Origin of the sequence: Vibrio neptunius (genome assembly GCF_000967495.1) — a bacterium.
Taxonomy (GTDB): Bacteria; Pseudomonadota; Gammaproteobacteria; order Enterobacterales; family Vibrionaceae; genus Vibrio; species Vibrio neptunius.
The window spans coordinates 116,324-138,970 of record NZ_JXXU01000043.1; the positions used below are offsets into that span (position 1 = coordinate 116,324).

Genomic DNA, 22,647 nt, shown 5'->3' on the forward strand with positions numbered 1-22,647 from the left:
CATTATGGCTGGACGACGTTGAAATTGAGGTAAATTGTCTTTATGAAGCTTGTTGTTGATACTCATACCCATACTTATGCCAGTGGCCATGCTTATAGTACGCTTATTGAGAATGCTAAGCTGGCAAAAATGAACGGTCTGGAGATGTTTTGTACCACTGATCACGCAGAATCTATGCCCGGTGCGCCGCATTACTGGTTTTTTTCAAACCAACGGGTTTTGCCTCGATTTATTGAAGGTGTTGCTGTGATTCGGGGGATTGAATCCAATATACTCAATATTCAGGGTGAAGTGGATATTCATCCCTCGTCACAAAAAAACCTTGATTGGGCAATCGCTAGTTTCCATGAAGCAGTATTTCGTCCTGCGAGTGAAAAAGAACACACTGAAGCGCTTATCAATACCATACGCAGTGGTCGAATCGATGCGCTGGGCCACTTGGGCAACCCAAACTTCGATTTTGACTATCAATCGGTTCTTGCGTGTGCCAAAGATAATAACGTTGCCATCGAAATTAATAACACCACATTAAAAGGTAATAGCAGGGTGGGGAGTATTGAACGCTGCTATGAGATTGCACAAATCGGCAAGGAATTGGGCGTGTACTTTACCACAGGGAGTGATGCACATTTTTGTCATGAGGTCGGTAACCTTAGTTTGGTGTCCAAGCTGATGGATGATGTTGGCATCGACAGTGCTCAGGTTATCACGTATTCTGTTCGTCAATTCCTTGATTTTCTTGAACTGCGTGGTCGAGTCCCTATCGAGGAGTACATCAATTTATAAGTTGAAACAATTTCTATCTCAAGTGTGTTGAATGAATTCAGTACACTTATCTCTACTATTTCAAGATAAGAACAAGACAATGAAACAGTTAATTCCGGCTCTGGTACTGATGGTATCAGCACAGGCCTTTGCGTCAGATTTCGATCTGAAGGCAACAATGAAGCAAATGAAAGTTGAATTTAAACACGCTGCTGAAGCGACTGAAATTACGGATATGAAAGCAGCAGTATCTAACCTGTCAAACCTCGTTGAACAATCGAAGCGTGGAGATTACCCACCAGAAAAGTTTGATACCTATCTTGAAGGTTTTAATAAGCTTTCAGGTGCTTTGGAGCAGATAGAAGCTGAATTGGATGCGGGTGATATGGCATCAGCGAAAGAATCCCTTCGTGAGGTCGATGATCTTCGCATTGAATATCACGATAAACGTAACCCAAGTATCTGGAGTAAATTATTCGGCTAACTTAATGTTTTATTTGGACTGTTACCAAATTGTGCCTGTAAGAAAGGTAGGAGTAACAGTCCGATAACGGCAGCACAGATCGAGATGGTGACGAAGAAACCAGTCCAGTGAAATTGTTCCATTATCATGGCCATAGGGTATCCAGCCAGTGCTGCTCCCATATAAGCAAATAGCCCAACGAAGCCTGTTGCAGCACCTGCTGAGTCTTTGTGCGAACATTCTGCCGCAGCCATACCAATCAGCATTTGGGGACCAAATACAAAGAATCCAATCACAAAAAAGCCTGCCGCTTGAAACGCAAAATTAGTCACTGGCATTAGCCACAAAGCGGCGACTGACAAAAAGACTCCCATCGCAAAAATCAGGTTCATCGGGCCACGATTTCCACCGAATAACTTGTCTGAGCCCCAACCAGCCACCAGAGAGCCGATAAAACCGCCGATTTCAAACAAGGACAAAGCAGCATTTGCGTTGATCAAATCGAAGTTATGTTGTTCAGTAAGGTAAAGGTTACCCCAATCATTCACCGCTGTTCGTACGATGTAAACCAGCACATAGCTAAACGCAAGCAACCAAATGTATTTGTTGTTCAGGACATAGGTACGCAATATTTGGTGAGATTTGAGGCCAATACCATCGTTCTCTTGTGCCAGCTCCAGCTTGTCGTTTTTCCATCGACCTATGGTGGGTAACCCCATGGTGATAGGTTTGTCTCTGAGTCTCCAACAAAGGAAAAGTCCGATGATGACACCAATCACCCCAGGGACAATAAAACCTTCTCGCCAGCTGTAATGCAGGACCATGTAACCGACCACAAGAGGGATTAACGCGCCACCAACGTTATGAGCGGTATTCCAGATTGCCCAAAAGAAACCACGTTCTGAGCGTGAATACCATGTAGTCAGCAGCTTTGAACAGGAAGGCCACCCCCAACCCTGAAACCAAGCATTCAGAACCCAAAGTGTGAAAAGTGCATAGAGTGAACTGGATAAACCGAACAGAATGTTAATGATGCCAGTTGCAATTAAACCAAGTCCCATGAAATAGCGAGGATTGGAGCGATCCGAGACGATTCCGGAAATAAATTTAGATAAACCGTAGGTCAAATAGAAGAAGGTGCCCATTAAACCTATGTCACCTTTGTCTAAACCTAGGTCTGTGATCAAAGCGGGCGTGGCGTAATTGAATGTCTTACGGGTAAAGTAAAAACCAGCATAGCCGATATACATGCCGACCATGATGTGCAGTCGCCAGTAATGGTAAGTTGAATTTACTTCTTGGGAACTGCGATTAGGCGCATCGATAAAATCGGACATATGCTACACCTCAAATCCCTGGTAGCTCGACATGAATAGCAGTTCCATGCTGCTCTGACTCATGCTGGCTATAGCTGCGAATGTTAAACTTGCCACCGAGTGCTTGCACTCGCTCTTGCATACCTTTTAAGCCAAAGCCTTTTTGGCTGTCCTGCAGTTTGAATCCAATGCCGTTATCTTGAATGTTCAGCTCGACGTTCTCACCCAGCTTGATATCTATTTCTAAACAGCTTGCCTGAGCGTACTTTTTCGCATTGTTGAGGGCTTCTTGACATATTCGATACAAAGTGGCGCTGGTCGCATCGCTAAGCGCTGATAAATCCTTGCCTTGCAGCTGGAATGTGACATCAACGCCTTGCTGCTCAAATTCCATTTCACGAACCAACTGCTTGAGTGCGTCGATCAGGTCAAGGTCGTCTAGTGCTTTGGGTCTGAGCCGAGTCAAGAGCCCTTTGGTCGTGTCATAAACGTTCAGCGATAGAGATTCGATAGTGGAGGCGCAATTAGCGCTCATCTCTGAGTTTTCAACGCGCTTAATGATGCTAGCTTGAGTGCGGATGGCAGTAATATTCTGTCCAATTTCGTCGTGTAGCTCGCGTGCGACTTCTTGACGGACGGATTCCTCGGCTTTCACCAATTGACGTGACAAGTTTTGGTTGCGGCTTAGCTCGAAGCGTAACTTTTGATTTAGATCTCGCTGACGTTGAACTGCCATACCGAGCAATATTCCTGTTAGGGTTTGCGCGGTAATGGACAGCAGAAGGTCGGTGATTTCAATTTGAGAAACCCCACTGCGTGCTGCGATCAAAGCAATACTATTAAGCAACGTACCAAGCATAGCGCCTTGCCAGCCGTAGCGATAAGCGAGCAGAACAATTGGGATAGCCAGGCAGAATGGCGCAAAGCGGCGCAATTCGTCGGGAAGCCCAACTTGCATGGCTATGCTGACAGAGAATAGAGCGACAAATAGAATAATCGGCTTGATCTTGAACTGAATTGGTTGAGTGATTACGTTGGAAGTGAGTGGTAGCCAGGTACTCTGAAACAAGTAGTTCCAGACAAGGTAACACGTTGGTACTAGCATAAGCCCCCCAGTGATACTGACCAACCATACTAAGCTCAGTGGGTCTGCGTGGCTACTTACGGCTGCAACGTTGATCAATGACGTCACTATGATTGCAGAGGCTTGCACTATTAAGCGCTGAGATTGGCTACCATAGTTGAAACGCATAGCCAATGCTGTAACGGGAATGCTGGCCATACTGGCAGCTATCACGGTGAGCCATTGAGGTTGCTCCAATAGTAACGCGAGGCAGACAGTGAGTAGCCATTCTGCCGTGTAGATCGCGGGCCAGTGTTTTTTGGCGGTGTGTAATGTTACGCCCAATCTAAGAGCGAAGGGAAAAAAGAGTATCGCTAACTCGGCGTCATTGACAAAGTAATAGGAAATGACCCAAAGACAAAACCAGCTACATAGGGTGATAAACCAAGCACAAGCAGAAGTGATTAGATAGTTACGCATCAGAGCGGAATTTCCTGACTGAACAGCTTAGCCAGTTCAACGTTGTTTTTGACCGCGAGTTTATCCATAGCGTTGGCGCGATGGACATGAACCGTCTTATGGCTCAAGCCGAGTTGATTGGCTACTAGCTTGACATCCATACCTGCTGCGAGCAATTCACAGACTTGCTTTTCTCGTTTGGTTAGCTGGCTCAATGCAGCGGTTGTTGCTTTAGGCGAGGCTAATTTCAATGCGATTTCTGGTGTTAAATAACAGCCTCCAGTGGCCGCTGTTCGCACCGCTTGAACCAGCTCGTCGGGGCTGCATCTTTTCGTTAAATAACCAAGAGCCCCGGCTTCCAGCGCTTTTTCAACCATTGCAGGAGAGTCATGGACACTTAGCATCACGCAGGCGATCCCTGAAGGGATAGACTCTAGTAGAGTGAGGCCACTTTCATCTGGCATAGAGATATCGACAATACACACATGAGCGTCACTGCCGGGCAAGCCTTGTTTGGCATCGGACACAGAGCTGAATTCCCCCACGATGTTAATGTCACTTTCCAAGCTTAGCAGCTGGGCAAAACCGGATCGAACGATGATGTGATCATCAACGAGAGCAACATTTATCATGGCAATTATCCAAGCAAGGTAGAATCAGGGGTAAGTTACCGTTAAGTTTGCCAATAGGCAAATAGCGTTTGGAACTAAAAAAGCGCTATCTATATCTCTCTGAATCAGGCAAAGCAGAGAGTATTAGATAGCGCTAAGGGGGGTATTAAGCGTTGACTTGAGCGAGCTGCTTTTTAGCTTTACGAATTTTCTTCTCTTCAGCTATCGCTACGAAAGCAAGTAAGCCGATACAGATAGCTGCAGAAGTATCCAGAGCAGCAAAAGTACCTTGCCAACCCGTCAGACCAAAAATAGGTGTACCATCTGCAATCATACCCAGTCCAAGTTTCGCGAAACTATCGCCGATAAGATACGCAAACGTCCCTTTAACGCCGTCAGCGACACTGATTGCTTTCTTCGGTACAAAGCCAACAGCTGCTACACCTATCAGTAACTGAGGACCAAAAACGAGAAAGCCTAATACAAATAGTGAAGCGAGGTACATGAACTCACTGGTGGCGTGTTGATAGAACTCAAGTGATAGGATAATCAAACCCAGTGATACACAAGCAACCAGCGCACGGCGACCGTTAGCTAAGTCTGACAAGTAACCCCACATCAATGTACCAACTAGGGCGCCTACTTCGAATAGGGTGAAACCAGAAATTGCTGTTTCTTTCGATAGACCAAGCTCTTGGTATGCATAAACCGTTGACCATTGGTCGATACCAATGCGCACGATATAAAGGAAAATGTTGGCGAAACACAGCAGCCAGATCACTTTGTTTTTCAGGACATATTCAACAAAGATTTCTCGCTTCGACATTTGCTGCTCTTCCGCGGCATTGTCCTCTTCGCTGACAACCTCATCGAACAGCTCTTCTACTTTACCCAAACCATAGGCTTCTGGAGAATCGCTACCAAAGCGCATACCGATAAAACCAACAATCAGCGCGATGATAGATGGGAAAATGAACATGCCGATCACGTGACCATCGAATAGGTAATTCGCCCCGAATAGAGCAACGCCTGCAGCGCCAGCACCGCCAACGTTGTGAGACATGTTCCACAGGCCAAGGTATGAACCGCGTTTGTTGCGTGGTGTCCACTTGGTGATGGTGGAATAGCTAGAAGGGCCGCCGGTACTCTGGAAGAAACCACTCAAAGCATAGAATGCGACCATTAGGAAAAGGCTGATACTACCACCACCCATGCTCATACTGAAACCCAGCATAGCCAAGCCAGAGAGGATGAGCATGAAAGGCAGAAATTGTTTGGTGTTTTTGCCATCAGCGTAATAAGACACCACAGTCTTGCCTATGCCATAAGTAATCGAGAAGCCAAGACCGATCAAGCCAAGCTCTGTCATTGACAGGCCATAAGTGGAGATCATATCGTTCTGTGCAATATTAAAGTTCTTGCGGATCAGGTACATGGTCATGTAGCCAATGAATACGACAAGGTAAGATTGCAAGAAGGGTTTAAACCACATTTTACGGCGTACTTCGACTGGCAAGTCCAATGTCGGTTTACGCACTTGTTCTAGAAATTTCAACATAGTGAATCCTTAGAGCCCAGCTTAGCCCTTTGGGCGAAGCAAATAATAAATTTGGTTGACTTAGTTGATGGACAATCAGAGTTAAATCGATGGCGCTAAGTGTATTCACCGTGGTACGTTGTGGCTTGAGAGATGCTCTTAAGTGAGTTAGGAATATTTCCTAGATCGAACTAGCTAGTGAGTGTTTCGTGAATAACGTCACATGATTTGCTGAATGCGTTTCGGTTAGTTATTGTTCCTTTTATCGAAAAGTTATGACTAAGCTTATGTTTTGCAGCATAAATGGCTGAGTTTGTTAACTTCACGTTATATAGTGGCAGCTAATAAATCGAGAGTGATCATGTTACGCCCAACGAATTTTAACCGGATGATGTTATTGGCGAGTGCCCTGAGTTGGCTGCTCGTTTCTCTGATGCCGGTCATAAATGCGCACGGCTCCAACGCCGGAGTTTGGGCTACCTTATGTACCATCAATGGTTTCGAACTCGTTCAGGTCGAAGAAGGTAAGCCGGAAACTCAGCACGGCAAGCCTTGTCCATTCAGTCACTTTTCTTCTTTCCACCAGGATTCACTTCCAACACCACTTTACTTTACACGACAGTCGTATGTGAGTGATGAAGCCTATGCTTTTTTGGCTCTAAGCGTTCGCTATCAGCTCGCACTCCCGCGTGCGCCGCCTCTGTCTATTGCTTGATGTAAAAATAAAATTATTAAATAAGGCATAACACCTCACTGTAAAGTCAATGCTCAGCAGACATTATTGAATGAACCATTCGGATTAAATCTGAAGGTTTTGCTGCGCGCAATAAAAAGGAAATTGTAATGTTGGGTAGTCAAACTCAGACTTCGCCTAAGGAATCTTCACGTCTATCTTCAGACAAAACTCGAATCAAATCACGCTATTTCATGACATGGCGCTGGCACTTCTATGCTGGTCTTTATGTTATCCCTTTTATGTTGATGCTCAGCCTGACAGGACTTGTGATGTTGTTTGATGATGACATCGAACAAGCCCGATACCGAGATCAAATGATCGTCATGCCGGAAACTTCAAAAGTACCCGTCTCGCAGCAACTAGAGAACGTCCAAGCCAGTTACCCTTCTGGGCAGGTGACCCAGTATATTCCTGCCGCTAAAGCGAACTTGGTTAACAAGTTCAGTGTGCGTCTCGAAGATGGAACTTCGGTGTTTGTCACTGTGAATCCCTATAGTGGTCAGGTATTAGGTGAAATAGTTCGCAGTGACAGCTGGTATCAGCTTGCGAATGAAATCCACGGAACTCTGCTGATTGGTCAATGGGGGGATTACTTAATCGAAGTCTCTGCTAGCTTGAGTATCTTACTGTTGGTGACGGGGATCTATTTGTGGTTACCAAGGGACAACGCAAGCAAAGCGGGATTTCTGAAAGTGCGTTTTACATCGGGTACACGTATCTTGATGCGTGACTTGCATGCGAACTTAGGCGGTTTGTTGTCCATTGTGTTGTTGTTTTTCATTATTTCAGGTTTGGCTTGGACTGGTGTTTGGGGCAGCAAGTTGGTTCAGGCATGGAATACGTTTCCTACTTACTATACTTGGGGCGAAAAGCCCGAGTCAAAGCTGACCCACGCTGACCTCAATCACGGTAGTGAGGAAGAAATGCCATGGAACTTAGAACAAGCTCCGTTACCTGAATCTACGGGGCATGTTCATGGCAGCGAAGATCATGCTCATCATGAATATAGCTCGTATGATATCAGTCAGAGTATTGGCATCGATTCGATAGTCGAGCAAGCACAGCGCCTTGGTTTTACTCAGTTTAATCTCTTTTTGCCTCAGTCTGAAACGGGTGTATATACGCTAGCAGCGAATTCTATGGCGGGCGACATTTACGATCCAAGAAAAGACAAAACCACTCACATAGACCAGTACACAGGTGAAGTGTTGGTGGATGTGACATGGGAAGACTACAGTTTGTTTGCTAAATTTATGGCAGCAGGAGTGTCTTTGCACCAAGGGGATGTCAGTGTCGTGAACAAGGTACTCAATGTTGTATTCTGCGTGGCATTTATTGTTATTTCTGTCATCGGTATTGTGATGTGGTGGATCAGAAGGCCATCAGGCAAGACTCAGGTCGGTATTCCGCCTCGCTTTGCAAGTGAAGGCATTTGGAAGGTGGGAGTAATGACACTTGCTATGGTTGCGGCGTTTTTTCCACTAGCGGCGTTGACAATCGTCCTCTTTGGTGTGATTGACTGGTACGTGTTCCGTCAGCAGCGCCCGTAGCCAATTCGGTAACCAAAAGGCCACCAAATGGTGGCCTAATCATGTGTACAGCGATTATTTTACCGACCAGTCGATGGTTTCACCCGCGCGAATGGGGACGACAATGTCCTTACCAAAGGGCATCGACTCCGCCACTGCCCACTTTTCTTTAGTGAGCGTCACGGTATCTGAGTTACGTGGTAGGCCATAGAAGTCAGGGCCATTGTGGCTCGCAAATGCTTCAAGGTTCTCTAATTTACCCTCAAGCTCAAATACTTCTGCATAAAGCTCTAGTGCGGCGTGAGCTGTGTATGAACCAGCACAACCACACGCTGCTTCCTTCATGCCTTTTGCATGGGGAGCGGAATCTGTACCTAGGAAAAATTTCTTGCTACCGCTGGTTGCTGCCTCAATCAGCGCTTTTTGGTGGGTGTTGCGCTTGAGAATCGGTAGGCAGTAGAAGTGAGGTTTTATTCCACCAACCAACATATGGTTACGGTTATATAGGAGGTGATGAGCCGTGATGGTGGCTGCAACATTATCATTGGCGTTTTTGACGAAAGTGGCCGCTTCCGCTGTTGTGATGTGTTCAAGAACGATCTTCAATTTTGGAAAATCATTGACGATGGGCGCCAAAACGGTATCTAGAAACTCTTTCTCACGGTCAAAAATATCGACATCATGGGTAGTGACTTCACCGTGGACCAGAAGTAGCATGCCGACTTCCTGCATTGCTTCAAGTACTGGGTAGATGTTTTTTGCAGACGTCACACCTGAATCAGAGTTGGTTGTCGCACCTGCAGGGTAGAGCTTCGCAGCAACCACTTTTCCAGAGGCTTTTGCCTTGCGAATTTCATCGGGTGATGTGTTGTCTGTAAGGTACAATGCCATCAAGGGCTCAAATTGCTCGTTTGGTTTTTCTGCCATGATGCGCTCTCGATAAGCGAGTGCCATTTCAGTGTCGGTAACTGGTGGGACTGTGTTTGGCATAATTAGCGCTCGGCCATTGTAGCGGCTGATGTCGCGGACGGTATCTGTTAGAACATCACCATCGCGTAAGTGAACATGCCAGTCGTCAGGACGAGTGATCGTAAGTGTTGTCATTATTGCTCCCACCATAATTTGAGTTGTCTGATTGGAGCCTAAGCATTAACGAAAAACTGTGAAGGCAAACGCTTACGCTTAGGCGACAGGATGATAGAGCAAAGCGCTTGCTATTGCATCTGTTTTTTATCTCATGTGCCTCATTGAGGCGGAAAGGTAAGCCTTGAATTCAGAAACAGTGCGGGCTTATATTTCGATATGCAAAACAACAATGTTGCAATTCCCATACTTGAGATAATCGCAGATTGAATGATATCAAGCAGAAAGTGCTAGATAAATTTTCCGCTCTCAATAGGTATCTTCATGAAACATCTCACTAAAGAGTCGGGTATAATCGCAGCAAACAACGAAGTTCAGGAATCGCAATGCCAGCTCCAACTCTTTCTCAAATAAACGTGTATCCAGTAAAATCATTAGGTGGGATTACACAATCCTCTTCGTGGGTAGAGAAGCAAGGCCTGATGTTTGACCGCCGTTTCATGCTTGCTTTCTCCGATGGCTCCATGGTCACAGCTCGCAAGTATCCGCATATGGTTAAAGTCCAATCTAGCTTAACGCCAGATGGCTTAATTTTTGTCTTCGATGGCAAATCGCCACTTCGCCTACGGTACTCAGATTTCAAAATGCAGGAAGCCCCTGCTCAGGTATGGAAAGATAACTTCACTGCTTATACTACAACGGACGAGGCGGACGATTGGTTTAGTGAAGTATTGCAACAGAGAGTCGAGTTGTTGTTTTCAGGCGAGCAATCGAACCGAGTGCGAGAAAAAGTTGGGCACAACGTAAGCTTTGCCGACGGTTACCCAATGCTGGTAATTGGTCAGGGATCTTTAGATGAACTCAACCGTCGAAGTCCTGAACATCACTCTATGGACCAGTTTCGTGCAAATTTAATTGTATCTACAAATCAAGCATTTGAGGAAGACAGTTGGAAACGAATTCGTATCGGTGAGGTAGAGTTTGAAGCGGTCAAAGCTTGTGAACGCTGCATTCTGACAACGGTTGACGTCGATAAAGGTGAATTCAGAGCCAGTAAAGAGCCACTCAATACATTATCTCAGTTTCGCGCCAACGAGCGAGGTGGTGTTTTCTTCGGTCAAAATCTAGTCGCTAAGAACGAGGGTATGGTTCGTCAGGGAGATGTTGTTGAAGTTCTCGAGTACAAAGAGAAAGAATTCTATCCAGACAACACTCCGCAACAGTTGACGATGACTTGCGTAGAACGCGAAGAAATTGCTCGTGACTTTGTCACATTTTGGTTAGAACCAGAATATGGCACTGCTCCGGCGTATCAACCCGGCCAGCATTTACCGATTTTAGTTGATATTGATGGTGAAAAATTTGCACGTCGTTATACGCTTTCTTCCAGTCCTTCAAGGCCTAGTCGGTTAGCCATTTCTGTCAAGCGTATTGACGGTGGGCAAGTATCTAATTGGCTTAACGACAACCTGAAAGTCGGTGATACGTTAGCTTGTGAAAATCCCGATGGCAGTTTCCATCTTGGAAATAAACACGATCAACCTATTTTACTTTTATCTGCGGGAAGCGGTGTGACGCCAATGTTGTCCATGTTGAGATACTTATCTGATCATGACCAAGCGGATGATGTCATCTTTTATCATCAATGCCGTAGTGTTGAAGATATCCCATGTAAAGAAGAGTTGGATCGCTATAAACGTAAACACCCTAGTTTGAGAGTGTTGATTTCGCTGTCTCAGCCTTCTCTTGACTGGTTTGGTTTAAAAGGGCGCTTAACGACCGCTCACTTAAAGCAGATTGAAAACCTTGAACAGCGTCAGGTGTTTGTATGTGGTCCTGATGGTTTTATGCAGAAAGCTAAAAACCTTCTGTTGAAAAAAGGGTTGCCAGAAGAGTATTACCATCAAGAAGCGTTTAGTATTTCACGAACCACTACACAACCTTTTAAACAGGTTCAGATTAGTGTTAACGGTCAGCCTTTTGTCGGCAATAACCAGCAGCCTTTACTGGAACAGGCGGAGGATGCAGGTATTCCAATTGCACATAGCTGTCGCGCTGGTTTGTGTGGTGCATGTAGAGTGACGATTGAATCGGGAAAAGTCCACCAACCGGATGTGCCCGGATTGCAAGACCACGAAATAAATATGGGCGTTGCTCTCGCTTGCTGCTGTATTCCTGAAACAGATATTGATGTGGTGAGTTAACTTTTGAAGCTTATTGGTAAAAAGCCCCGAACCAATGGTCCGGGGCTTTTTTTAGTGTGAATACTTTGTTTAATTTGTATTTAGGTTGTATTCATCAGTCTGAGCCAACTGACGTGTCGTAACTCAGTGAAATAATGATATTAAAAACAATAGGATGGCGTAACTGTACGATCGGACAGGTTTTGTATTAAATTTGATAAGAAATAGTATATTAAAGCAAAAAATATACTAATAACTAATCAAACCAACTTTGATTATTTGTTACTAAAGTGGGATTGGCTACTTTCCCTTACTGGTACGGTTTAATATGCCCGCCAAGCAAAGCTCGCGTTACCGCTTGGCAGCGATTGGTCGCACCGAGCTTTTTGCAAGCGTTGCTGAGGTGAAACTTTACGGTTCTCTCAGTACAGTTAACAATACCCGCTATTTCTAATGCACTTTTTCCATCGGCAGCCCAAGTCAGGCACTCTATTTCCCGATTGGTGAGTATCGTCTTGGTGCTTTCGGCTTGAGAGGCTTTAGCTAGATGACATAGATTCTGAACAATTAGAGGAACAATCAATTGAGTGAACAGCAACACATCAGTGTTGGTTGGGTAGCTTATGACGTCGGAAGTAGCGAAGCTGAGCATGCCGACTTCGCCATTCAATCCGTGAATGGGAATGCTGATACCTTGTTCTATTTTGTTGACATGTGACAACGAGTAGAATTCTTCACAGTGAGTATCAATTTGCTTAGCAGAGTGCCAAACGCTGGGCATAGAATTTGACGCACCAAATTTACTGATTACGTCAACATACATCAACTCTAGACTGAAGGAGTCTTCTCGACATGGACTGGGAAAGTTGTCTACGACAATAAATCGACCATTTTTGATATGCGGTTCAAAGGACACACCCAGCACAAAGTACTCACTGTTAACAATCGTGTTCAACCGCGCCAGCAATTCTTGCATTGAGTCAATAGAATCAATGGTTTGATAGTCATCGATCAGACGTAAAATTTCTTTCATTTATTGCCAATAACGTCGCTTTTTTCTACTTATAACAAATTACATTCTGGTTATGTAATGTTTTTATTACGTTCGAAGTGAGAGTGTGGCATTTTTGAACATTAAAACAGCGAAAATATAATAAAAGGCGCATTTAGCGCCTTATATTATTTTACAACCTGAAGAACAGTGTCATTATCTTTTGCGTAGGACTCGATTTCTTTGGGGGGGCTTCTATCTGTGATGATGAGATCTACGTCGGCGATAGTGCCAAGTTTGACCATAGCATTGCGACCAAATTTACTATTGTCCACACCGAGAAGAACTGAACGACTGTTCTCAATTATTGCTCTTTTGACGCGAACCTCATGATAGTCGAAGTCGAGTAATGAGCCGTCATAGTCAATGCCTGAAATGCCGAGAATACCAAAATCAAGGCGGAACTGAGAAATAAAGTCTAATGTTGCTTCACCAGTTACTCCCCCGTCTTTGCCGCGGACTTCACCACCAGCAAGAATGACTTTAAAGTCAGGTTTAGACATTAGAATTGTTGCGACGTTGATGTTGTTGGTTACGATACGCAGATTCTGGTGTTTTCCAAGCAAGGCTCGTGCAACCGCTTCTGGGGTGGTACCAATATCAATGAACAAAGTTGCACCGTCAGGAATATGTTTCACTAGCTCTAAAGCAATTTGGCCTTTTTCCTTTTGATAGGAAATTTGTCGAGTTTGATAAGAGGAGTTTTCTGAGCTGGATGCAATGGTGGCTCCGCCATGATTTCTGCGAATCTTGTTTTCATCAGCGAGCTCATTGAGATCACGTCGGATGGTCTGTGGACTTACGTCAAAGCGTTCGACTAATTCATCTGTACTAACAAAACCCTGAGTTTGCACCAGCTCGATGATTTCCTGGTGCCGCTTAATGGCTTTCACTAACAATGTCCTTGTCTGTTGGAATAGAGTAATTCTACGGTTTGCAGACGGCAAAGCAATAATTTGTGAGCGAAACTGTCTGATTTACGTTCGTTTTAAGAAAATGTTCACATCAACGAACATATATTGGCGCGTCTAGCACGTTGGTTTTGAACCCTATTTTCAGTGATGTACTGAGTTTTATCGACTAGAAGTGACGAATGTAAATCCTCGATCTACTTCATCAGCTTGTGGCAACGTAACGTTGGCTCAGGACAGGCCTTTACAAAACCGATCAGTATTATATTGATATTGGTTGATGTCAGCCTCTAGTCTCCTGAGACCAGTAGCCTACATTTGTTTAGCATTTTTTAAGCTCTGCTCTCGTTTTATTTGTGAAAGTATGACACCTGAAATCACCATAATTCCGCCCACAACATGATAGCTCGCAATATTTTCTTCCAGTAAAGTTGCTGCAAGTGTCACTGTAACCACAGGGAGTAAGTTCATAAACATTGCACTTGAATCTGCTCCTATAGCATTAATTGCTTTAACCCACATCCAAGGAGCAAGAATAGATGCTGCGATAGACGCATAAGCAATCAGAGGAATGGAATCCGAAGTGGGGGCTAAATGCTCGCTCGACAGCCAAAGTGGTGCAAGCATAAGTACTGCAAATACCCCTTGCATGTAGATGAGAACCCAGTTGGACAAAGGCATTCTCCAGCGCTTTATTAGAACGCAATAGGTGGCGTAGCAAATGGCGGCTACCACCATCAGGGCGTCGCCTTCAGTGATGCTTTGGTGGAGGAAGAAAACCATATCTCCTTGGCCTAGCATGAATGAGAGGCCTACCAGAGAAATAATGCCACCGATAATACTGAGCGGAGAGATGCTTTTGCCAAGCAGCGGTAGGCTCATAAATACGCTAAGGAGTGGGACCAGTGAGGTGATTAATGCCATGTTGGAAGCCGTGGTGGTCACGCCTGCATAGTACCCTAGAGATTGATTCAACACCATGCCAAGTAAAGCGAGGAAGGCAAGTTTGTTCAAGTGAGGCTTGATTACAGTCCACTGTTTTATGACTTGAGGTAAGCAGAAAGGGGTGAGTACCAACATGGCAAAAAACCAGCGAAAGAAGCTCATCGCACTGGGTTCAATTACTGAAGCGGCCATTTTATTGATGATGGCATTGCCTCCCCAGATAAAGACAGTAAAAATTGGAAGTATGTAGACCATGTGATCTCAATCTCAAAGTGAACAGTGGTAGTGAGTTTGACAGGTCTGTATGATTGTAGATATCTCTTAAAAGACATCGAGCGCGACAGGAAGACAATGTTGAGAAAACCAGTCAGACATCTTCACCCTTCCTTATCAATTGATAAGGCACCATCAGATGTGTTTATGAATTTTGAAGCGTTCCTGTCGAACACGGAAACGAGAATGCATAGTCATCCGTGGGGCCAAGTTCAGCTTATTAGTGGTGGTATTTTGGAAATGGAGGCGGAAGGTACTCGATTTCTTGCGCCGCCGCATCTCGCTATCTGGGTGCCAGCTGGGGTTATGCACACCAGCTACAATCGTAAACCGCTATCATATTGTTCGTTGAACGTTGCACAAGATCTGACCACGAACTTTCCCGACTGTACCAGTTTGATCAAAATCACACCTATCGTTTCCTCAATCATCGATGATTTTCGTCAGAGAGGGATTAACGTTGCACAAACAGAGCCAGATAGACGCTTAGTACAGGTTTTATTAGATCAATTGGCGACTCGAGATACTCAGCATCACTTTCTGCCATCTTCGGACAATAAGTACCTAGCAAGAATATTGGCGGAAGTAGAAGAAAACCCGATCGATAACACCAGTCTGTCTGAGTGGGCCGAGAAAGTGCATACCACCGAACGTACTCTGGCGAGACATTGTCAGTCTGAGCTAGGGATGAGTTTTACCGAGTGGAGGCTGAGAGTACGCTATTTATACTCAATGGACTTGCTGAGAAAGGGGCATTCAGTCAAAGAAGTCGCTTTGACGTTAGGCTACAATCAAGCCAGTCCATTTATCGCAATGTTTAAGAAATACTCCGGGCACACCCCGGAGCAGTACAAAAGTAAGTTGTTATAGCGTTTTGATGACAAAATCCAAACCGCCTACGATCGCTGCAACCTGAGCATCGTTGCACTCTTCATCGGTTACTTTAGGACTATCAGGGTAGACTTCGGTCGTGGTGCCGTAAGTGCAGTTGGTTACACCGCCACACAGGCCAAGCTTCACCATCGGGTAGTTGATGACGCCATGCTGTACCACGGCCGAGCCGATGATTTCGCCTTTTTCATCTGCGGGAGCAATATGAGTCACTTTTCTAACTGACTCAATCACCGCTGCCTGAAACTCAGGTTGAGGGTTTTCCGTATCACCCACGGTGTAGAAGCCATCAGGAATCATACCTTCGATATATTCAATGCCATCACGGGCAGCCAGAGCCGGCCTGAATTCGGTTTCATCTGTGTCTGTCGTTTCATGCAAATCAATGTGAACCAATACCTCTTGCCCTATTGATGCCACAAGCGCTCTTAGGTTGGCGGATTCTTCTGCAGGGCTGTTGTCATAGAAAGAGCGGTTTGGGTCAATCGCTAATGGGTTCCAGCGATTGATGGTCTCGTAACCCCATGGGCTGACACATGGAGCGACGATGATATTGAAGTGTTCAGCGTATTTTTCCATCTGAGTGTCAGCAAATTTGAGTGCACCATGAACGCCGCTGCTCTCGTAGCCATGAACGCCTCCTGTGATCAGAACAACGGGTTTTGCGCTGTTCCAATTACTGCTTTTAATGCAAAAAAGTGGGTAGCGGTGTGGATCGTAGGAGAGCGCACCATATTGTTCGATATCGAACCTTGCTTGTAGGGCTAAAATCTTTGGAACCACCTCTTGATGGTATTCACGTTTGATGGTGGTTTGTTCACGCCAAGCCAGTCGCTCTGCGTCTTGCCACTTTTGACCGGGTGTTCCAATAGGGTAAGAACAGTGCATCACTTTGCCTATGTTTGTTATGGAATGTGGGCCACAGCATAAAACGCCCATTTTGGGGAAGCAATCAATATAAGTTGAACCAATATCCAGCCGATTGTTATTGACCCATTACTGACGAGAATTCTGTTTAAGTTCTTTTGAGGTGGTGTTACATTTGGTTACATGTCGTATTTCAAAGAGAAAACAAATGGCGGGTGCGAGTCTATTAACCCTGTTAGATGACATCGCTACGGTGTTGGATGATGTCGCTTTGATGTCCAAAGTAGCAGCAAAGAAAACCGCTGGTGTGCTGGGCGACGATTTAGCGCTTAATGCGCAGCAGGTATCCGGTGTGGCGGCGGAACGTGAAATCCCTATCGTTTGGAGTGTTGCTAAAGGCTCTTTTCGCAACAAATTGATTTTGGTGCCTGCGGCATTATTAATGAGTTCGCTCGCTCCGTGGTTGATCATGCCTTTGTTGTTACTCGGTGGATTGTTCTTATGTTTTGAAGGTGCTGAAAAGCTAGTGGAGAAGTTGTTTCACTCTGGTGAAGAAACGGAAGCCGAAGAGGAGGAACCAACAGGCTCCATCGAGGATTATGAGAAGAGGAAAGTGGCTGGTGCAATTCGCACCGACTTTATCTTATCCGCCGAAATCATTGTGATTGCGCTCGGCACCGTTCAAGGTCACTCAATGTTGACGCAAATTATCGTTGTTAGCTTGATTGCGGTGTTAATGACAATCGGTGTTTATGGCCTAGTGGCTGCCATCGTTAAGTTGGATGATCTCGGTTTTTACCTCAATCGTATTTCAAAAGGTCAGGGCATCAGGGCCTCAATTGGCAAAGGTTTAATCGTGTTCGCACCAAAGTTAATGAAGTTTCTTGCGGTCGTAGGTACAGCGGCCATGTTTTTAGTCGGTGGTGGTATTGTGGTACACAATGTTCCTGCGATTCACCACTGGATTGAGCCGATTTTACTAAATCTACCCAACCTAACATTGGCGAAAGCCCTGTTTCCATCGATACTAAACGGTCTAATTGGCGTTGTCGCTGGCGTGCTGATTGTGCTGGCTTGGGGGGTTATTGGTAAGATTCGCCAACACAGCTAGTTTTTAGTCTATATCGCTCTGTTGATGAGTAATTTCTCTTAGCGCTTCAACCAAAATATCACTACTCTGAGCGCCAGAAATCAGGTGCTTGCGGTCAATAATGATAGCAGGCACCGCATTGATCCCAGCTTCTAGCCACTGTTGTTCCGTGGAGGCGACCGTCTCTTCCCAACTGCTGTCTTCCAGAACGGCCTGACAGGTTTCTCGATCGAGTCCAAATGACTCCGCTATATCGAGTAAAACCTTCTCGTCGCTGACATCTTTACCATCGGTAAAATAGGCGTGGAACATGGCTATTTCGAGATCCAGCTGCAAATCCTGCGATTGTGACCACAATAGAAGCTGGTGGGCTTTACGTGTGTTGTAGATGCTCATCTCATCGGTGAAATTAAATTCAAAACCGAGTTCTTCACCTAGCGAGGCAATAGTTTGACGAGCCGATATACTTGCTTCTAGTGACGTGCCGTATTTGTCCGCTAAGTGTTCACGCAGGTTCTGGCCTTCTGGCTTCATTGCCGGGTTTAATTCGAATGGGTGCCAATGTATCTCAGCCTCAATACTGTCTGATAGCGTCATCAAGGCTTGCTCCAGTCGTTTGTATCCTATGATACACCACGGGCAAACGAGATCTGACACTATGTCTATGCGGACACTCTTCATGATTGACGCCTTTTTCCTGCTTCATGTTTCATTATAGCGAGTGAAGATAATTAAATTTATAAATAGTTCAAATTCTACGCCTTAGAACTACTACACCCATTCCGCTTGGTAGGGGGGAAGAAAAAAAGTCTTAGGTTATTATAATTGTTTCAACTCTTCATCTGTGGATGAGCAGATGATCATGAAAATTGAATTTAAGGAACATGACATGACCGCTTTTAAGACAGCCAACGTCATTCTTCATGCCTTCGACTGGCCGTATGCATTAGTGGCTCAACGCGCTGAAGAGATCGTTGCGGCGGGTTATAAATCTGTGCTGGTTTCCCCCCCAATGAAGTCTCTAAAACTAGCACAAGGTACAAAGTGGTGGCAGCGTTATCAGCCACAAGATTATCGCGTAATTGATAACCAGTTAGGCAACACACAAGACTTTACAAACATGGTCGACGTCCTGAATCAGCGTTCTATCTATGTGTATGCGGATGTGGTGTTTAACCACATGGCGAACGAATCTCATCAACGATTAGATCTACAATATCCGGCGAAAGAGGTTATGGAGTCTTACAAAAGCGATTCTGACTACTACGAAGAGACAAAACTATTCGGCGATCTGAGCAAACCTTTATTTATTGAAGATGATTTTGTTGAAGCTTTCGGTATTGAAGATTGGCAAGACAAGTGGCAGGTGCAAAATGGTCGCATTACCGGTGGCCCAACGGATCCGGGATTACCAACTCTGCGAGTGCATCAACGTGTCGTTGAACAACAACAGCATTATCTTAAGGCGCTAAAAGCACTCGGTGTAAAAGGGTTTCGAATCGATGCGGCCAAGCACATGACACTAGATCATTTGCAGCAGGTTTGGAGCGAAGATATCTGTGAAGGTATTCATATCTTTGGCGAAATTATTACAGACGGTGGAGCTACCAAGCCCGAGTATGACATTTTTCTCGAGCCGTTTTTGGCTCAAACACGTTTGGGAGCGTATGATTTTCCTCTATTCCAGACTATGTTTGATGCATTTGAAGCCAAAGGAAGTCTCAAGAGCTTGGTTAACCCTTATTGTTTTGGCCAAGCACTGTCTGAGAATCGAGCGATTACTTTTGCGATTACACATGACATACCTAACAACGATGTGTTTGCTAATTTAGTGATGCCAGACAAAACAGAATGGCTGGCATACAGCTACATCTTGGGCAGAGATGGTGGTGTCCCGTTGGTTTATACCGATCTTGATACCAGTGGTTTGAAAGGAGTTGATGGTAAACCACGTTGGGTAGACGCTTGGAATGATGAGCGAATGACTGCCCGAATTCGTTTTTATAACTTAATGCATGGTAAAACGATGCGGTTGATCGAGGCATCTGATGATCTTTTAGTGTTCTCACGAGGGGAGCATGGCATGGTGGTGATCAATAAATCGAGGCGTCCCCAGAAGGTCGAGGTGCCGGCGAGTGGGGAATGGTTAGACTTGCTATCTGGTGAAAGCCATTCAAGCCAACTTAGTCGTTTGAGTATCGTGGTTAATGGTGAAGAGAGCCTAATGTTGCTGAAACAATAAAAAGCCCTCCCAATACGGAGGGCTACAGCGTTTATACTTTAAACTTGTTGAGAATGGCATCCTGCTCGCGAATGTTTTCGGTTTGAGCCTGCATGGCAATATTGGCGTTCTCAGCGGCGTCTGCTACCTGAACAGATAGGTCTTTGATTTTGACGGTATTGCTGTTTATTTCTTCGGCCACCAAGCTCTGTTCTTCCGCCGCTGAAGCAATTTGAATGTTCATGTCACTGATGGCTTGGATCGCATCGCGAATGCTATTCAGGGCTGCGTTAGCCTCTTCAGCACGCAGCACCGCATTGCTGGCGGTCTCTTTGCTCATGTTCATTGCCCCAGCTACTGCAGTTGCTCCTGATTGCAACTGTTCGATCATATTGCGAATTTCAGTGGTGGACTCTTGCGTTCTTTGAGCTAACGTTCGAACTTCATCTGCTACAACCGCAAACCCTCGTCCCGACTCACCAGCACGCGCTGCTTCTATCGCCGCGTTGAGTGCGAGTAGGTTAGTTTGATCTGCAATATCATTGATAACTTTCAGAATGGTTTCAATGTTCCCAGTTGCGGACTCAAGCGTTTTTACTTCTTCAACGGCTTCATCAATACGTTGTGATAATTCTGTAATAGCGCCCGTTGTATCTCCTACGACACGTGTGCCCACTTCGGTTGCTTCATCGGCATCTTTTGCTGCCGATGCTGCTCCCTGCGCATTGTTAGCAACATCGCCTGACGTTGTTGCCATTTCGTGCATAGCGGTCGCAAGTTGTTCCAGCTCCCTTAGCTGATCTTGCATAGCAGCGGCTGACTCTTGTAACCCCATCGAGGTCATCTCAGAGCCGCGTAGAATTTCTTCTCCAATAGCCTTGGACTGAATAATCTGTTGCTGGAGGCGACCTGTAAATGAGTTAAACCCTGCCGCCAGTGATGAAAATTCTTGATCGGTATTGGTATCGAGACGCTGAGTGAGGTCACCCTCACCAGAAGCCACATCCTGAATCGCACTATTCAGTGCGCCAAGTGGCCTCATCAGTGCAGTCATCAAGACGAGCAGAATGACGACGCTAATGATCAAGGCTACGACAGTGTAGATAATTGAGCTGTTGCGCAAGTCCGCCAATGATTGATAGGCCACTTCTTCATCTAGAACAACGCCGATGTACCAATCTTCTCCTGGGACTTTAGAGAAGTCGAGGGTGTAATCTTTACCCTCGATAGAGACTTGTTGTGGATCTTCCTGAATACCAGCGTTACCTAAGAAGTCCTTCATTGGTTTGCCGTTAAGTTCGGTTTGAGGGTGCGCAATGGTGGTCCCATCGCCGGCGACAATGAACACGTATCCTGCATTGAAAAGCTGTACTTTGTTCACGACATCGGCTAGACCTGCAAGGCTAACGTCGTAGAATATCGCGCCAATGAACTTCCCGCTGTCGTTCACCGGAGTGGCAATCGACACGAGAATCTCCCCGGTTGCCGAGTCCGCATAAGGAGCCGTAATAATGAGCTTACCGGCATTTTTCGCATCGATGTACCAAGGGCGAGCTCGTGGGTCCCAAGTAGGGCCAGGATTCCAAGAAGGATCGTTATTAATGTTTGAACCATCTTTTTCGAAGCCCAGTCCGGCTAATAGGAAGGTCTCTTTAACTATTGGGCGAGTAATGACGGTTTCCATGGCGTCCAAAGCAAGGTTGGACTCCAACATACTGGTGGCATAGCTAGCAATGGCTTTTCGCCCATTAATCTCTGCGGCCGTTGTGTCTCTGACGCCATCGACGATTTCTGCGACACTAGAGGTGACCTGAGATTTAATTTTTGTTTGGACCGTGTAGTATTGCTGTAGGGTAAGTAAAGTGACTGTGGCCAGTAAAAGGAGAGAGGATGCCGCCACAATTTTATGGCTGAATTTCATATTCGCCTTCCTATTTCATCTACAAATACAGAGGATATTTATAGATTTATAGTTACGAAATCGATAATCAGCCAGTAACTGAGTGAAGTTTTCGGCTATTTACCTAGAATTGCATGCTCAATTTGTGAGTACATCGCTTCATTGTCGTCGAACAGGTCGGCAATGATCTGCTCTCGCTTCTTACCAGACTTCATTCGCTTATAGGCTTCTCGAACCGTCAAAACGAGTTGTTGCTCTGCCAACAGTTTGCTGTCGGTATTCGGTGACCACTGGTTAATTATTTGGGTTAGCTTGCTCTCTTTTAACTGCGGCTTTAAGACGGACAGCTCTGCCTGCAATACAGTTAGAATGTCTCTTTGGGCTTCATGAGTTTCCTCCATCACCTTCAGCCTATTTAACAAAGCATTAGTCAACTCATTAAGTGCAACGAATCCACCTTGTTTTGGCAGGGGTGTTGTGACACGACAAGAGACTTCCACTTGCTGAACTTGAGTTTGAGGGAAAAAGGTCAATGCGCATAATACATCAAACGGAATCCAAACTGTCTGACCTGCTTCAATCGCATACTCAGACTTTCCAAGTTTCATTAGTGCTAAACCTTGTTCCACCTTGAGTAACATGTGTTTGATACTCTTTTTACGTGGAGTCATGGTTAGATACTGAAATTCACTCTTGTTATGCGAGATTGCGTAGTGCATTAAATTGCTCATATTCTTGTATGCTCAAGGGGCG

General features: G+C 45.3%; 20 protein-coding genes. 8 read left to right on the top strand and 12 right to left on the bottom strand.

What is annotated here, in order from left to right:
- Window positions 1-42: 42 nt before the first annotated feature.
- Window positions 43-786: a phosphatase gene (locus tag TW84_RS14995; protein WP_045976436.1), complete on the top strand. Its 744-nt coding sequence runs from the start codon at window positions 43-45 to the stop codon at window positions 784-786.
- 79 nt (window positions 787-865) lie between these two features.
- Window positions 866-1,249 carry a cytochrome b562 gene (locus TW84_RS15000; RefSeq protein WP_045976437.1) on the top strand — a complete coding sequence of 128 codons (384 nt, stop codon included), beginning with the start codon at window positions 866-868 and terminating at the stop codon, window positions 1,247-1,249.
- Here the strand turns inward: TW84_RS15000 and uhpC are convergent.
- The 4 genes from uhpC to uhpT all read right to left on the bottom strand — a co-directional run bounded on the left by uhpC (window position 1,246) and on the right by uhpT (window position 6,235).
- Window positions 1,246-2,565: an MFS transporter gene (gene uhpC, locus TW84_RS15005; protein ID WP_045976438.1), complete on the bottom strand. Its 1,320-nt coding sequence runs from the start codon at window positions 2,563-2,565 to the stop codon at window positions 1,246-1,248. The genes TW84_RS15000 and uhpC overlap by 4 nt on opposite strands.
- Before the next feature lie 10 nt (window positions 2,566-2,575).
- Window positions 2,576-4,087 (bottom strand): signal transduction histidine-protein kinase/phosphatase UhpB, encoded by a 1,512-nt coding sequence (gene uhpB / locus TW84_RS15010; RefSeq protein ID WP_045976439.1) that lies wholly within the window; start codon window positions 4,085-4,087, stop codon window positions 2,576-2,578.
- Complete coding sequence (gene uhpA / locus TW84_RS15015; RefSeq protein WP_045976440.1) at window positions 4,087-4,698, bottom strand: response regulator transcription factor UhpA; 612 nt, start codon at window positions 4,696-4,698, stop codon at window positions 4,087-4,089. Before uhpA ends, uhpB begins: the two co-directional genes overlap by 1 nt.
- 145 nt (window positions 4,699-4,843) lie before the next feature.
- On the bottom strand, window positions 4,844-6,235 hold the full coding sequence (uhpT, locus tag TW84_RS15020) for a hexose-6-phosphate:phosphate antiporter (RefSeq protein ID WP_045976441.1): 1,392 nt from the start codon (window positions 6,233-6,235) through the stop codon (window positions 4,844-4,846).
- A 340-nt stretch (window positions 6,236-6,575) separates the two neighbouring features.
- On the opposite strand from uhpT, the gene TW84_RS15025 reads away from it, so the two are divergent.
- A complete protein-coding gene (locus TW84_RS15025; protein WP_045976442.1) occupies window positions 6,576-6,929 on the top strand; it encodes a hypothetical protein in 354 nt (117 codons plus the stop codon).
- Window positions 6,930-7,057: 128 nt separating this feature from the next.
- On the top strand, window positions 7,058-8,500 hold the full coding sequence (locus TW84_RS15030; protein ID WP_045976443.1) for a PepSY-associated TM helix domain-containing protein: 1,443 nt from the start codon (window positions 7,058-7,060) through the stop codon (window positions 8,498-8,500).
- A gap of 54 nt (window positions 8,501-8,554) precedes the next feature.
- On the opposite strand, the gene pyrC is transcribed toward TW84_RS15030, so the two are convergent.
- A complete protein-coding gene (gene pyrC, locus TW84_RS15035) occupies window positions 8,555-9,583 on the bottom strand; it encodes a dihydroorotase (protein WP_045976444.1) in 1,029 nt (342 codons plus the stop codon).
- Between the two features lie 365 nt (window positions 9,584-9,948).
- Here pyrC and TW84_RS15040 point away from each other — a divergent pair, with 365 nt between their 5' ends.
- Window positions 9,949-11,766: a hybrid-cluster NAD(P)-dependent oxidoreductase gene (locus tag TW84_RS15040; RefSeq protein WP_045976445.1), complete on the top strand. Its 1,818-nt coding sequence runs from the start codon at window positions 9,949-9,951 to the stop codon at window positions 11,764-11,766.
- Window positions 11,767-12,055: 289 nt separating this feature from the next.
- Here the strand turns inward: TW84_RS15040 and TW84_RS15045 are convergent, their stop codons facing one another.
- The 3 genes from TW84_RS15045 to TW84_RS15055 all read right to left on the bottom strand — a co-directional run bounded on the left by TW84_RS15045 (window position 12,056) and on the right by TW84_RS15055 (window position 14,907).
- Window positions 12,056-12,778, bottom strand: a complete 723-nt coding sequence (locus TW84_RS15045; protein WP_045976446.1) for a helix-turn-helix transcriptional regulator — start codon at window positions 12,776-12,778, stop codon at window positions 12,056-12,058.
- Between the two features lie 146 nt (window positions 12,779-12,924).
- Window positions 12,925-13,689 carry a DeoR/GlpR family transcriptional regulator gene (locus TW84_RS15050; protein WP_045976447.1) on the bottom strand — a complete coding sequence of 255 codons (765 nt, stop codon included), beginning with the start codon at window positions 13,687-13,689 and terminating at the stop codon, window positions 12,925-12,927.
- A gap of 330 nt (window positions 13,690-14,019) precedes the next feature.
- The gene (locus tag TW84_RS15055) at window positions 14,020-14,907 is read right to left on the bottom strand and encodes a DMT family transporter (protein ID WP_045976448.1); all 888 of its coding nucleotides are present in this window, start codon (window positions 14,905-14,907) and stop codon (window positions 14,020-14,022) included.
- 96 nt (window positions 14,908-15,003) lie between these two features.
- Between TW84_RS15055 and TW84_RS15060 the strand changes: the two genes are divergently transcribed.
- A complete protein-coding gene (locus TW84_RS15060) occupies window positions 15,004-15,795 on the top strand; it encodes an AraC family transcriptional regulator (protein WP_415674501.1) in 792 nt (263 codons plus the stop codon).
- Here the strand turns inward: TW84_RS15060 and TW84_RS15065 are convergent.
- Window positions 15,790-16,704: a M14 family metallopeptidase gene (locus TW84_RS15065; protein WP_045976449.1), complete on the bottom strand. Its 915-nt coding sequence runs from the start codon at window positions 16,702-16,704 to the stop codon at window positions 15,790-15,792. The genes TW84_RS15060 and TW84_RS15065 overlap by 6 nt on opposite strands.
- A gap of 187 nt (window positions 16,705-16,891) precedes the next feature.
- Between TW84_RS15065 and TW84_RS15070 the strand changes: the two genes are divergently transcribed.
- Window positions 16,892-17,794: a DUF808 domain-containing protein gene (locus tag TW84_RS15070; RefSeq protein WP_045976450.1), complete on the top strand. Its 903-nt coding sequence runs from the start codon at window positions 16,892-16,894 to the stop codon at window positions 17,792-17,794.
- A gap of 3 nt (window positions 17,795-17,797) precedes the next feature.
- On the opposite strand, the gene TW84_RS15075 is transcribed toward TW84_RS15070, so the two are convergent.
- Complete coding sequence (locus TW84_RS15075) at window positions 17,798-18,454, bottom strand: DsbA family oxidoreductase (protein WP_045976451.1); 657 nt, start codon at window positions 18,452-18,454, stop codon at window positions 17,798-17,800.
- A 208-nt stretch (window positions 18,455-18,662) separates the two neighbouring features.
- Between TW84_RS15075 and TW84_RS15080 the strand changes: the two genes are divergently transcribed.
- A complete protein-coding gene (locus TW84_RS15080; protein ID WP_045976499.1) occupies window positions 18,663-20,015 on the top strand; it encodes an alpha-amylase family glycosyl hydrolase in 1,353 nt (450 codons plus the stop codon).
- 31 nt (window positions 20,016-20,046) lie between these two features.
- Here TW84_RS15080 and TW84_RS15085 read toward each other — a convergent pair whose 3' ends face one another.
- A complete protein-coding gene (locus TW84_RS15085; protein WP_045976452.1) occupies window positions 20,047-21,915 on the bottom strand; it encodes a methyl-accepting chemotaxis protein in 1,869 nt (622 codons plus the stop codon).
- Window positions 21,916-22,010: 95 nt separating this feature from the next.
- Window positions 22,011-22,613 (bottom strand): hypothetical protein, encoded by a 603-nt coding sequence (locus tag TW84_RS15090; protein WP_045976453.1) that lies wholly within the window; start codon window positions 22,611-22,613, stop codon window positions 22,011-22,013.
- Between the last annotated feature and the right edge of the window lie 34 nt (window positions 22,614-22,647).

Coding starts and splice junctions, on each gene's coding strand:
- TW84_RS15055 (WP_045976448.1), bottom strand. CDS start 14,907: ATGGTCTACATACTTCCAATTTTTACTGTCTTTATCTGGGGAGGCAAT.
- uhpT (WP_045976441.1), bottom strand. CDS start 6,235: ATGTTGAAATTTCTAGAACAAGTGCGTAAACCGACATTGGACTTGCCA.
- uhpC (WP_045976438.1), bottom strand. CDS start 2,565: ATGTCCGATTTTATCGATGCGCCTAATCGCAGTTCCCAAGAAGTAAAT.
- TW84_RS15030 (WP_045976443.1), top strand. CDS start 7,058: ATGTTGGGTAGTCAAACTCAGACTTCGCCTAAGGAATCTTCACGTCTA.
- TW84_RS15085 (WP_045976452.1), bottom strand. CDS start 21,915: ATGAAATTCAGCCATAAAATTGTGGCGGCATCCTCTCTCCTTTTACTG.
- uhpB (WP_045976439.1), bottom strand. CDS start 4,087: ATGCGTAACTATCTAATCACTTCTGCTTGTGCTTGGTTTATCACCCTA.
- TW84_RS15000 (WP_045976437.1), top strand. CDS start 866: ATGAAACAGTTAATTCCGGCTCTGGTACTGATGGTATCAGCACAGGCC.
- TW84_RS15060 (WP_415674501.1), top strand. CDS start 15,004: ATGTTGAGAAAACCAGTCAGACATCTTCACCCTTCCTTATCAATTGAT.
- TW84_RS15065 (WP_045976449.1), bottom strand. CDS start 16,704: ATGCACTGTTCTTACCCTATTGGAACACCCGGTCAAAAGTGGCAAGAC.
- TW84_RS15080 (WP_045976499.1), top strand. CDS start 18,663: ATGACCGCTTTTAAGACAGCCAACGTCATTCTTCATGCCTTCGACTGG.
- pyrC (WP_045976444.1), bottom strand. CDS start 9,583: ATGACAACACTTACGATCACTCGTCCTGACGACTGGCATGTTCACTTA.
- TW84_RS15090 (WP_045976453.1), bottom strand. CDS start 22,613: ATGCACTACGCAATCTCGCATAACAAGAGTGAATTTCAGTATCTAACC.
- uhpA (WP_045976440.1), bottom strand. CDS start 4,698: ATGATAAATGTTGCTCTCGTTGATGATCACATCATCGTTCGATCCGGT.
- TW84_RS15045 (WP_045976446.1), bottom strand. CDS start 12,778: ATGAAAGAAATTTTACGTCTGATCGATGACTATCAAACCATTGATTCT.
- TW84_RS15070 (WP_045976450.1), top strand. CDS start 16,892: ATGGCGGGTGCGAGTCTATTAACCCTGTTAGATGACATCGCTACGGTG.
- TW84_RS14995 (WP_045976436.1), top strand. CDS start 43: ATGAAGCTTGTTGTTGATACTCATACCCATACTTATGCCAGTGGCCAT.
- TW84_RS15075 (WP_045976451.1), bottom strand. CDS start 18,454: ATGAAGAGTGTCCGCATAGACATAGTGTCAGATCTCGTTTGCCCGTGG.
- TW84_RS15025 (WP_045976442.1), top strand. CDS start 6,576: ATGTTACGCCCAACGAATTTTAACCGGATGATGTTATTGGCGAGTGCC.
- TW84_RS15040 (WP_045976445.1), top strand. CDS start 9,949: ATGCCAGCTCCAACTCTTTCTCAAATAAACGTGTATCCAGTAAAATCA.